Raw genomic sequence first — 12,245 nt, 5'->3', positions numbered from 1 at the left:
TCCTATACACCTTCCTAGTATAGCGAATATTCGTTCAGATACGAACATCCAAATTCTGTTTTCTTTTTTATTTATTGAAATGACGAACATTCATCTAAAATAAAATCTAAACTATCGACTTTACAAACCATTTGAATATGTTTTTTACGAAAACGTTCGGTTAAATTACTTGCATTTTAATATCAAAACGTTATACTAAAGGCGAAACAACTGGATATTGCATTGTCTTTTGTCACCCGAAGCTTTAGAACACTATTCTATCCATTGGGGGAGTGGTTATACCAATGAAAGATTCTACAGACCGTATGTTGACCCGGATTAAATCAATCTATCTCTACATCCAAGAGAACGGAGCTACTACGACAGCAGAGTTGGTTGAAGAGTTTGGCATCACTTCAAGGACCGTCCAGCGGGATTTGAACGTGCTTGAATACAACAATCTCATTGTGAGCCCTCGACGCGGTACATGGACGTCGAGTAAGAAACAAAAGCAAGCGGGTTGATCCACTGTTTCACTATGTATATCTTTCGATGACGCGATTCTTCGCGTCTTTTTTGTTATCTTTTTTAAAACGTGGGGTATAGCTATTGGGAGAAGGAGATGATGAGCATGAATATTTTAATCATTGGAGCAAACGGAACGACGGGACGCAAGATGGTCGAATTGATCGCTAAACAAGGAGATCACCAAGCGATCGCGGTCGTACGGGAAGAAAATCAAATCAACGATTTGATTGCACTCGGCGCATCTGAAGTCAGACTTGGGGATTTGACGAAGGATGTCAGTGGCGTCATCAGTAACGCGGACGTCGTCATCTTTGCAGCGGGTGCTGGTGGCGCATCGGACGAATTGACACGCGCCGTCGACCAGGAAGGTGCGATCAAAGTCATCGATGCAGCAAAATCGAACGGGATCGATCGTTTCCTAATGCTCAGTTCAGTCGGTACGGAAGAACCGAAAGGCGAACTAAAAGTGTATCTTGAATCGAAAGCAGCAGCAGACGCTCACCTCAAAGAAAGTGGACTCGACTATACAATCGTCCGTCCTGGTCCGCTCAGCTACGATGACCCAACAGGTACTGTTGAAACGAAAGAGCATTTTGATTCATACGAAGATCGTAAGGTGGCTCGTGACGATGTGGCAGCGCTGTTCGTTCACTTGATTGATCATCCGACACAATCTCGTGTATTCGAAGTACTCAGCGGTCCTTATCCGATCGCAGAAGCACTACGTAATCAATAATTAAATCCCACAATAAAAGGCGATGGAATGTACGTTCATTCCATCGCCTTTTCGTTTTGCTTTATTCAGGTTGCCAATCAAATAACGACAATTCCTCTTGTGTCAGTTCACGGTAGTCCCCGAGTGCAAGTGCCGAATCAAGCTCTAAGCGACCAATCGAGCGCCGTTTCAAGAATGTGACCTCTTTACCTAGGGCAAGCATCATCCGTTTGACTTGATGGAACTTCCCTTCCGTGATCGTCAATTCAAGCGTTGAATCTGTTTCTGTCGTCGATAAGATGACGAGTTTTCCTGGCTTTGCCTGATAACCGTCTTCTAAGGTGACGCCTGCCGCAATTGTCTCGACGTCTTCTTGCGTCAATACACCTGTCACTTCCGCGTAATACGTTTTTTCAACGTGTTTTTTCGGAGACATCAAGGCATGATTGAACGCTCCATCGTTTGTCAGTAACAACAAACCTTCTGTATCCTTATCAAGTCGCCCGACCGGAAACGGTTTGAAATACGTCACGTCTTCAAACAACAGATCGATGACGGTCTCATCTCGTTTATCCTCCGTCGCACTAATGACACCCGGTGGTTTATTCATCATCAAGTAGATGTATTTTTGATACGTGACCGGTTCGCCGTACATCAGAACCTGTTGTGACTCGACATCGACATGTTGTTTCGGATCACGAACGATCTCACCATCGACTTGAATTGCCCCTGCCTTGAGCAAAAGTTTTACTTCTTTTCGGGAGCCTGCTCCCATGTTGGATAACAATTTATCTAGACGCATGATTTCGTCCTCGTTTCAATGAAAATTTACGCCCTAATATGACCTCTGCTAAACCACTCCAAATCGAAAGCCCTGCAAAAATAGCAATTCCGACTACCGCACCGATGATCAGGATCAACAGAGATGCCCATGTCGTCTCTGGTAAGAAGGACACCATTCCCCACTTCATGAGCGCGACAACCGCCCCCATCAACGCACTAATGATTAGAATTAACGATGTCCGGCGCAAGACGGTACTAAATGGAAACTTCACTGTTTGTGTGATTCGGAAGAACATCAATCCCGTCGCAACAAGGTAACCGATGATCGTTGCATAACCGGCACCTGTCCCGTCACCTGTCAAATGAATCAACGGTGCATTCAAGAGATACTTCGCAAGTAGTCCGGCAATCGTCGCAACAATCGTGAAGTATTGCCGGTTGATTCCTTGTAGGACTGCCGCTGTGACCGAATACAAGGCGAGGAACAACGCACTTGGCGCATAACTTAAGAGATAGACCCATGCAGCCTGATCTTTCGGGAAGAGCACATGGAACGTTTCTTCACTGAGGAGAATCATACCGACGACTGCCGGAATCGTAATAAAGAAGACGAGTTGATAAATCTGCGAGATTTGAGCCCGTACTTTCCGCATATCTCCCTGTGTGAATGACGCTGTCAAGAGCGGCGTCGCAGACAGCGATAATCCAGTCGCGACAGATACTGGAATCAGAACGATTTTATGACTATCCGCAATCAGATAGGCCGTTGCATTTCCAGCAGCTTCGAGTGTATAACCGATACTTTGTAATGCGGCATTCATCGTATTTTGATCGATGACTTGATAAAGCGGCGTCGAAACGCCTACCATGACGATTGGAATCGCATAGGCTAACAACTCTTTGTACAAATCCGTTAACGGGCGATCCGGCGAACGGACGGTTTGAGTTGCACGGAGTTCTCGTAATCCACTCGCACGTTTCCGGAAGTAGTAAATCAGAACGGCTATACTTCCGATTGCCCCAATAAATGCGCTGAATGTTGCAATCGTCGCTGCCCATGCAATCCCAGAATCAAAGAGATAGATGGCGATGCTGACTCCTGCGAGCAAGAAAATGATTCGGACGATTTGTTCCAAGATTTGCGAAATCGCAGTCGGTCCCATCGATTGATACCCTTGGAAGTATCCACGTGTCATACTCATCGGCGGAATCAAGAGTAAAGCAAAACTGACTCCTCGAATCGTCATCGTGACGGCATCGACGTATGCCGCTGAATCGACGTCCCCACCAGGAATCGCTCGGTGAGCTAAATACGGCGCGAGGAAGAATAAGGCGAGAAAAGAAACAACGCCGGTCAAGGACATGATTTTCAGACCAGATCGATACAATCGCTCACTCGTATCGTATTCCCCAAGAGCATTATACTTGGCGACGAATTTTGAGACGGCAACGGGAATTCCCGCTGTCGCAACACCAATCATGATCGTGTAATAGTTATAGGCATATGTATAAAACATAATACCTGTAGCACCGACCATGAACTGGAATGGAAAGAGGTAGATCAAACCTAGTGCGCGGGAAATCAGTGACGCACCGGAGAGGAGCATCGTCCCACGAACGAATCCCGCATTACCAGGAGAAGTGGACTGTTTATTGTTGACTGTGGACATGGTAACATCCCTCACGCTTTCTAATTTTTAAACTCGACATTCTAATCTTGACTGTCTCATTATACAAGTTCTTTCGTACACAATTGCAAATCATTATACCGCTGTCTTTCTGGAATTGAAAGAGACGGTTTGTTTACAGTCGCAACTTCTGCTAAAGTGAAACAAGCAGAATTCTATGAATGAGGTGACCATATGTACGATGTAATCGTAATCGGAGGCGGACCGAGCGGCTTGATGGCAACGCTCGCCTCTTTACAAGCTGGAGCTCGAACGCTCTTGCTCGATAAAGGGAATAAACTAGGACGGAAGCTCGCAATCTCTGGCGGTGGACGCTGTAACGTCACGAATCGAAAACCACTAGACGAGCTCGTCCAGTCAATCCCGGGAAATGGACGTTTCTTATATAGCGCCTTCTCTCAATTTAATAATGAATCAATCATCGAACTCTTCGAAGGATTTGGTGTCGCACTTAAAGAAGAGGACAATGGTCGGATGTTCCCTGTCTCGGATAAAGCAGCAGATGTCGTCCGTGTGTTGATTGATCAGATCCGCGCGCATGGTGCCGAGATTCAAACGGATGCGCAAGTTGCCACGCTCGATTTCCATCCGGATGGTTCTTTTGCAGCTGTCATATTAGAGAATGGCATGCGTCTTGAAGCGAAAAGTTGTATCGTCGCGGTTGGTGGTCAATCTGTTCCGCATACCGGTTCAACGGGTGACGGCTATCCGTGGGCTGAAAAAGCGGGTCACACGATCACGGAACTCTTCCCAACGGAAGTGCCGATTCTGTTAGGTGATACGTTCATTCACGAAAAAACATTACAAGGGCTGTCTCTGCGTGACGTCGCTCTAACGGTCCACGGTAAAAAAGATAAGGCGATCAAGACACATACAGGTGATCTACTATTCACACACTTCGGTTTAAGTGGTCCGATTGCTTTACGGTGTAGCCAATATACGATCAAAGAACGCAAACGTTCGAAAGAAACGATCGTTCATCTATCGATTGATCTCTTCCCGGACGAATCCCTCGGTGCCTTAACGGAACGTTTCCAGGCAGCCCTTGCCGCAAATCCGAAGAAAACAGTCCGCAATGCCCTTCGTGGTTTCGTACCAGAACGGCTGCTTGAACTCCTATTCGCTCGAATCGGCTTTGGCGATGAAGTCTGTACACAAGTGAAGAAACAAGACTGGACGGACTTCCTCCAACAATTGAAACGATTCCCACTCAGAGCAACGGGAACGCTCGATTTCGATAAAGCCTTCGTCACGGGTGGTGGCGTCTCGATCAAAGAGATTGATCCAAAAACAATGATGTCGAAAAAGGCCGAACGGTTATTCTTCGCTGGTGAAATTCTTGATATTCACGGCTATACGGGTGGATACAACATTACAGCCGCGTTCGTGACGGGTCATTGCGCCGGTAGCCACGCCGCAGAAATAGCACGTGACACTGTCTCTTAATATGAACAAGACCCGATTCGTCTGTGTTAATCAGAAGAATCGGGTCTTTTCTTTTTAAGCATCAGTCAATCGGTGTGAACGATCGGCTCGAGAATTTATCTGTCTCGACTAAGGCAAACAACTCATTATCTTGTACGAAAATCCCTTTTGAACCATAGACCTTCGGACTTGCCGTTTCTCCCGTGATCGTCTGATCTTTCTGATCAATCGAATAGAGATAGAGTGCTTCTGAATCAAGTGTGTAGATGCGCCCTTGTCGTTCCGCAAGACCAATTGGTCGGAAGTCGGATTCAAATACTTTCTTCGCATCACTTCGCATCCCATTCGCCGGTTCAATTTTACTTCGTTCCACGATCGATAAATACGGCGGCTTTTGCTTTTTCTTTAAAGCGCGTTTTTTCTTTTCTGACGCATCTGGATCAATCTTAATTTTATCCTCTTTCATGGCGAAACGAGTCAATTCCACACGTCCGATCGCACGGATATGATTGATCGTATAGAATTCCTTTTTCTTCGCATCATATCCAAGTCCATGGAAACTGTCTCGAATCGTCGTCCCCTGTACTTTTTCACGTTTTTCTTCGCTCCAGACCCCATCTTTTCGCGTGATTGTCACCAGAATCTGATTCGAGGTCAATAAAGCGACGGTCTCTCCGTCAACGAGTGTCATGCCATCAAGTCCCGAAAGAAGTAGTTTTCCTTCTTCTAATTGAAAAGATGCATTGATTCTCTCACCTGTTCCACTAATTTCAAAGAAACGATAATCGTCTGTGACGACGAGGTACGACCCGATGGAATCATCATATAACATCTGCTGGACATTCTTAATTAATGGTTCTTCCGGATTCGGAATGGCTGAAGGCGTTTTCGTCGGCACCTGTTTGACAGCTGCCTGATGCTTCGATTGCGTCTCGATTTTCGCGAACGTTTCCTGAATACGCGACATCGTCTCTGGTTTTGAGAAGACGAGCAGTACACAAAGAATCAAACCCGAAACGACGGCAAAAATCGTTGTATAGACTATATAAGATCGTTTCATTGATGGTAATCGCCTTTCTTTCTCGGTTTCTGATTCAGTGTATCAGAAGGACGTTCAAAAAAAAAGCGGACTTGCGACGGAAATGAAGAAACCCCTTCCATTCATATCAAGTGAACGGAAGGGGTCATGACTTAGTTCGCCACGATATTGATGAGTTTTTTCGGTACGACGATGACTTTTCGAACCGTCTTGTCGCCGATCCATTCTTGTGTCTTTTCATCGGCAAAGGCAAGTGCCTCGATTTCTTCTTTTGTCGCGTCGATATTGATTTCGATTTTCGAGCGAACTTTTCCGTTCACTTGAATGACGAATTCCATCGTATCGCTGACGAGTTTCGATTCATCGAATGTTGGCCATGCCGCATACGTCAATGTCTCTTCAAATCCAAGTTGTTCCCAGAGTTCTTCACCAAGGTGCGGTGCAACTGGTGTTAACAATTGGATGAATCCACGAAGGAAGTGACGCGGAAGAACTGGCTGTTTGTTTGCTTCGTTGACGAAGACCATGAGTTGCGAAATTCCAGTGTTGAACTGGATGTTCGCGAAGTCTTCCGTAACCTTCTTGACCGTCTGATGGTACGTCCGCTCGAAGTCAGCATTGACTTCTGTGACGTCTTGAATGTCTGCTGTCCGTTCGAACAAGCGCCAGACACGATCGAGGAAACGACGCGCCCCGTCAAGACCGTTCTCAGACCAGGCAACCGATGCATCGAGTGGTCCCATGAACATTTCATACAAGCGTAACGTATCTGCACCATGCGATTTGACGATTTCATCCGGATTGATGACGTTACCGCGTGATTTCGACATCTTCTCGTTGTTCTCTCCAAGAATCATCCCTTGGTTGTATAACTTCTGGAATGGTTCTTTTGTTGGCACGACGCCTGCATCATACAAGACTTTATGCCAGAAGCGTGCATACAATAAGTGGAGAACGGCGTGTTCCGCACCACCGATATAAATATCGACCGGGAGCCAGTATTTTAATTTTTCTGGATCCGCGATCGCCTCTTCATTGTGCGGATCGATGAAACGAAGATAATACCAGCAGCTTCCGCCCCATTGTGGCATCGTATTCGTCTCGCGACGCCCTTTCATTCCTGTTTCAGGATCCGTATAATCCAACCAGTCTTCCGCAAGCGCAAGTGGTGATTCGCCTGTACCAGACGGCTTGATCTCCGGAATGATTGGAAGTTCGAGCGGTAATTCCTCTTGGCTGAGCGTCTTCATCGAACCATCTTCCATATGAACGACTGGAATCGGCTCGCCCCAATACCGTTGACGACTGAACAACCAGTCGCGGAGACGATACGTGATTTTCTTACGTCCGACTTGATTCGTTTCGAGTTCAGCAATCATCGTCTCGATTGCTTCTTGTTTTCCAAGACCATCAAGCATATGCGAGTTGACGTGTTCGCCCTCTCCTGTATAGGCTGCTTCATCAACGTTTCCACCCGCGACGACCTCAACGATTGGCAAGTCGAATTGTTTCGCGAATTCATGGTCGCGCTCATCATGTCCTGGAACCGCCATAATTGCACCCGTTCCGTACGAAGCAAGGACATAATCAGCGATCCAGATCGGAAGACGATCACCTGAGATTGGATTGACGGCGAAAGCACCCGTGAAGACACCTGTTTTTTCCTTCGCTAAATCCGTCCGCTCGAGGTCCGACTTCGTTTGGACTTGCGAAATGTATGCATCGACGGCTTCCTTGTGATCCGCTGTCGTGATATCAGCTACGAATGGATGCTCCGGTGCAAGCACGAGGTACGTCGCACCAAAGATTGTGTCCGGACGTGTCGTAAAGACCGTGACTTGTTTTTTATGTCCATCAATCGTGAAATCGATCTCAGCACCTTCTGATTTTCCGATCCAGTTCCGTTGCATCTCTTTGACAGAATCTGGCCAATCGAGATCATCGAGATCTTCAAGAAGACGATCCGCATATTCCGTGATTTTCAAGACCCATTGACGCATCGGGACACGCACGACCGGATGATTTCCGCGTTCAGATAATCCGTCGATGACTTCTTCATTCGCAAGAACGGTTCCGAGTGCCGGGCACCAGTTGACCGCAACTTCGTCCACGAACGCAAGTCCTTTTTCATACAACTTCGTAAAGATCCACTGTGTCCATTTGTAATACTTCGGATCCGTCGTGTTGATTTCACGATCCCAGTCATAGGAGAATCCAAGTTCTTTCAACTGACGCTTGAACGTCTCGATGTTTTTCGCTGTGAATTCACGTGGGTCATTCCCCGTATCGAGGGCGTATTGTTCTGCTGGTAACCCAAACGCATCCCAACCCATTGGGTGCAAGACGTTGTATCCTTGCATCCGTTTCATCCGTGCAAGGATATCGGTTGCTGTGTAGCCTTCCGGGTGTCCAACGTGGAGTCCGGCACCTGACGGATACGGGAACATATCAAGGGCATAAAACCCTTCTTTTTCTGGATCTTCTGTCGTGATGAAGGCGTTGTCTTGATCCCAACGCGCCTGCCATTTTGGTTCGATTTCGCGATGATTGTACGGCATGTCTTTTCCTCCTCTAATCTAAAAAAACCGGTCTTCCGCCCCTAGGAATAGGGACGAAAGACCGGTTTGGCTTCCGCGGTACCACCCACGTTGTCTGTCTATGACAGACCGCTTGATTCACGGATAACGGTGTGAAAGACCGGATTCGCTACTACGATTTCACGAATCGTGCTCCCTGACGAGTTCACGGTTGTTACCGACTGGTTCGCACCTTCCACCAGCTCTCTTGACGGCACCTTTCCCCTACTACTTCAGTTCCATGCATTTGACTATCTTTTCCTAGTGTAATCTGTTTCTTCCTCAAGCGTCAACGCTTCCGTAAAATTTCCTCGATTTCTGCATGCGATCGCGCAATATGATCTGCTTGTTCCAAGCGTTGCGCTGGCATCCGGTCATCAAGAAGCGCAATTACTTCCATGCCTGCTGCCTTCGCACCGATCATCCCGTTCGCTGCGTCTTCAATGACGAGACAGTTCTCAGGTGTATGTCCGATACGCGATGCTGCTAATTTAAAAATCGCAGGATCCGGCTTCGAACGGACGACTTCTTCCCCACTGACGTAGTGTGTGATCGGAAGCTCATAATGACGGATGACGCGTTCGATTTTTTGAAGCGAACTCGAAGAAGCGATCCCGATATCGTAACCAAGAGACGTCGCTTGTTCGATGACTTGTTTGACTCCATCTTTTAAACCACATTCCTCCGGTTTTGCATGGATTTGAAACAAGCGATGTTCTTCCTCAAGTAACGCACTCGCTGTTTCGGGAAGCTCGTGTTGCACAACAAGTTCTTCCCACATCTCATCTCCTGTTTTTCCCATGAACGTCGCATACTGAACCGGATCGAGCGGAATCGATAACGTTTTGAACATCTGCTGATGGACCTCAAAGTAGCGGATTTCACTATCTAAGATGACCCCATCCATATCAAAAATAAGACCTCGTTTTTTCAAGACACATCCCCCTCAATTGATCTATCATGGTTTCAGCATATCAAAAAAACGACTACACGATGTAGTCGTTTCACCTTCTCCATTTAGTTACTGTTTAACTTGTCGCCATTTGGACACTGGTTTGTCGGTAAGCTGGAAAATAATCCGAATCAGCATCTGACCCGTATCGTATACATAACTGATCGTATATAGCTGGCTGAAAAATCGATTTTCCTTGATGATACTCAAATAAACGATATCCGGTGTAACGGCATTTACTCTCAAAGAGACTATCCCGTTCTTGATATCCACCCCCGAGATGTTGTTCGACAAGACCGCGTGCTTTCGCCTGAAGAATCGCTTCGTACTCGAGTCGCTGATTCGGGAACATCTTCGCTTCGTCCCGCTTACAACCAATCAAATGACCGTGAGCATATTCTTTTCCGAGCAATACGAAGTATCCACCAACAGGTTCTCCGTCGATTTCCGCAATCAGTAACAATGGCTCACAGAGTGGATTTGCTTCAAATAACTGCTCAAAATAACTCACCGTAAAATAGTAATGAGCCGAAGCATTCTTTCGGTCCATCGTTTCATGATATAACGCTACAAAAACAGGTAGGTCGTCTCGCGTTCCTATTCTGACGGTTAAAGGAGAGGCAAGCGATTTGCGAATCATACTTCTCGTCTTCTTATGAAATGTCTGCATGATGTCCTCTATTGAAGGGCGTAAATCGATACTCGTCGTATGACGGATGAAGGAGACTTTCGTCCAATCCCGCATGAAACGTTCATTTCCCGTCAATGGATTAAAGCGAATCATTTCCGAGACGATCGCTTCTCGCTCTGCCCACCTTTCAAACAATAAGCGTGCATGCTGCATTTCAGCCGCAGTCAGTTGACCGATGATTTCCGGTCCACCATAGCCATACGGCGTGATGAGATCTGAATAAGGCGTATCAAAAATCCGGCGCTTCAAAAAGGGATAGAACAGTGTTCCTGCATCACCTTCATAACGGAATAGCACCGCTTGCTCAGACGGTCTAGCGTTGAGCGTGACGTATTGGTGACTGTAGAAGATATCAAGAGGTTGTTGCTGTACGTGTGTCGTCCAAGTTGTGGCATCTGTGATGAATTGACACCTTTCCATTCGTGCACCTCCAGTCAAAAAGAAGCAACGTTCATATGACCTTTCTTTTTCAAGTTCTTGATTAGAAAGTACCCGTTTCTTTGCCGAAATATTCCATATTATTAAATGTTTATTTTATGGTTTTGGAACGAATGACGTAACAAAAGACAGCGGTCATAATGTCCGCTGTCTTACAGATGATGCTCATAATGTGATTTTTGGAATAGCACGAAGGAAGACGACGCCTGCTAACAGAATCAATCCAATCAATGTCAAGAAGACCGCTGACATACCGGATAAATCATAGATCAACCCTCCAACGGTCGGACTGATCATCCGCCCCGCTGAAGCAGCAATATTAACGTACCCTTGGAATTCTCCTTCTTTTCCGATCGGTGCGAGTCTCGCCGCCATAGCAGGAACCGCTGGCCAGATGAACATCTCACCGATCGTCAAAATGATCATCGCGACGAGGAACATCTTAAAGCCGCCTGCGAACGGAACGATCAGATAAGACAAGAGGAAGATTCCTGTACCGGTCATCAATTGTCGCTTTAAGTCATCTCCAAACCAACGAAGAATAGGTGTTAGTAAAGGTTGTGCGAACACGATGAGTGCTCCGTTGATCGTCCAAAGAATCGAGTACTCGGAAATCGTGACACCGAGCGATTTCGTGTGTACAGCAAATGTTCCTTGCCATTGCACATAAACGAACCAAAGCAAGGCATAACCGATCGAGACAAGCAACATCGTCCGTGCCGCACCGCGTGCAAGGGGTGTGCGTGTCGTTTCGATCTCGTCATGTGCCGCATGCATCCGTGCAGGTGCCTGAATCCAGGATAAACCGACGAACAAAATGATGGCAAAGGCGATGTAGAGGACGAGATTAGCGATGAAGATGTACTGAATCGAAAAGGCAGCAATTTGACCACTGACTGCTGTCCCGAGCGCTACACCGACGTTTTGTGCGACATAGATCGCGTTAAAGGCACGTCGCCCGCCTTCTGGCCAGATGACACCCGTCATCGCGTAGATCGTCGGAAAAACCATCCCACCGACGAATCCAATCAATCCAAGCATCGCGACGTATCCGAGGTACGTCTGATGAAACAGCAACAAGCCAACGGAAGACAGGACAAGTCCGATGACACTGATGACAAGCGTCTCCTTGCCGCCGAGACGGTCAAACGCTTTTCCACCTAAGTAGTTTCCGACGATTGCTAAGGCCGAGTTGACGAACAATGCCATCCCTGCTTTTGTCATCGACTCTCCTAAATATTCATGAATATATAATGTATTAAACGGCCATAAAAAAGAGGATCCCGTCGTATTGATGGCCATCGCAAGGACGAGGATCCAGACCGCTTTTGGTAATTTTGGCATACCTGTGGTCCTCCTATTTCATTCTCAACCTTGCCACTTTACGCAATCCGTCCCCTAACTGTCAAGCTACTTCGCTTTTCGTCAACG

At 46.8% G+C, this 12,245-nt stretch carries 10 protein-coding genes and 1 other annotated feature; of the genes, 3 read left to right on the top strand and 7 right to left on the bottom strand.

All coding sequences use genetic code 11. From position 1 onward, the window contains the following. The first annotated feature begins 284 nt into the window (after positions 1-284). Both ACHWTJ_RS04380 and ACHWTJ_RS04375 read left to right on the top strand, forming a co-directional pair. Positions 285-503 carry a DeoR family transcriptional regulator gene (locus ACHWTJ_RS04380; RefSeq protein ID WP_023469095.1) on the top strand — a complete coding sequence of 73 codons (219 nt, stop codon included), beginning with the start codon at positions 285-287 and terminating at the stop codon, positions 501-503. A gap of 107 nt (positions 504-610) precedes the next feature. Next, the gene (locus ACHWTJ_RS04375) at positions 611-1,243 is read left to right on the top strand and encodes an SDR family oxidoreductase (RefSeq protein WP_394679183.1); all 633 of its coding nucleotides are present in this window, start codon (positions 611-613) and stop codon (positions 1,241-1,243) included. 61 nt (positions 1,244-1,304) lie between these two features. On the opposite strand, the gene ACHWTJ_RS04370 is transcribed toward ACHWTJ_RS04375, so the two are convergent. After that, positions 1,305-2,024, bottom strand: coding sequence for a pseudouridine synthase (locus ACHWTJ_RS04370; RefSeq protein ID WP_394679182.1), 720 nt, complete (start codon positions 2,022-2,024; stop codon positions 1,305-1,307). Then, positions 2,011-3,675 (bottom strand): oligosaccharide flippase family protein, encoded by a 1,665-nt coding sequence (locus ACHWTJ_RS04365; protein ID WP_394679181.1) that lies wholly within the window; start codon positions 3,673-3,675, stop codon positions 2,011-2,013. Before ACHWTJ_RS04365 ends, ACHWTJ_RS04370 begins: the two co-directional genes overlap by 14 nt. 192 nt (positions 3,676-3,867) lie before the next feature. Here ACHWTJ_RS04365 and ACHWTJ_RS04360 point away from each other — a divergent pair, with 192 nt between their 5' ends. After that, positions 3,868-5,139 carry an NAD(P)/FAD-dependent oxidoreductase gene (locus tag ACHWTJ_RS04360; protein ID WP_294740377.1) on the top strand — a complete coding sequence of 424 codons (1,272 nt, stop codon included), beginning with the start codon at positions 3,868-3,870 and terminating at the stop codon, positions 5,137-5,139. A 61-nt stretch (positions 5,140-5,200) separates the two neighbouring features. Here the strand turns inward: ACHWTJ_RS04360 and ACHWTJ_RS04355 are convergent, their stop codons facing one another. The 5 genes from ACHWTJ_RS04355 to ACHWTJ_RS04335 form a co-directional block, all read right to left on the bottom strand. Further along, complete coding sequence (locus ACHWTJ_RS04355; protein ID WP_023469100.1) at positions 5,201-6,178, bottom strand: hypothetical protein; 978 nt, start codon at positions 6,176-6,178, stop codon at positions 5,201-5,203. Between the two features lie 131 nt (positions 6,179-6,309). Then, positions 6,310-8,715 carry a leucine--tRNA ligase gene (gene leuS, locus ACHWTJ_RS04350; protein ID WP_294740376.1) on the bottom strand — a complete coding sequence of 802 codons (2,406 nt, stop codon included), beginning with the start codon at positions 8,713-8,715 and terminating at the stop codon, positions 6,310-6,312. A 46-nt stretch (positions 8,716-8,761) separates the two neighbouring features. Next, positions 8,762-8,984, bottom strand: a binding site (T-box leader). Between the two features lie 38 nt (positions 8,985-9,022). Further along, the gene (locus ACHWTJ_RS04345; RefSeq protein ID WP_394679180.1) at positions 9,023-9,667 is read right to left on the bottom strand and encodes an HAD family hydrolase; all 645 of its coding nucleotides are present in this window, start codon (positions 9,665-9,667) and stop codon (positions 9,023-9,025) included. A 94-nt stretch (positions 9,668-9,761) separates the two neighbouring features. After that, positions 9,762-10,796: a GNAT family N-acetyltransferase gene (locus ACHWTJ_RS04340; protein WP_394679179.1), complete on the bottom strand. Its 1,035-nt coding sequence runs from the start codon at positions 10,794-10,796 to the stop codon at positions 9,762-9,764. A gap of 183 nt (positions 10,797-10,979) precedes the next feature. Continuing rightward, positions 10,980-12,158: an MDR family MFS transporter gene (locus tag ACHWTJ_RS04335; RefSeq protein ID WP_394679178.1), complete on the bottom strand. Its 1,179-nt coding sequence runs from the start codon at positions 12,156-12,158 to the stop codon at positions 10,980-10,982. Positions 12,159-12,245: the final 87 nt, after the last annotated feature.

The sequence above is a fragment of the uncultured Exiguobacterium sp. genome (assembly GCF_964277885.1).
In the GTDB taxonomy this organism is placed as follows: Bacteria; Bacillota; Bacilli; order Exiguobacteriales; family Exiguobacteriaceae; genus Exiguobacterium_A.
This window is presented reverse-complemented; position numbering and strand designations above follow the sequence as displayed.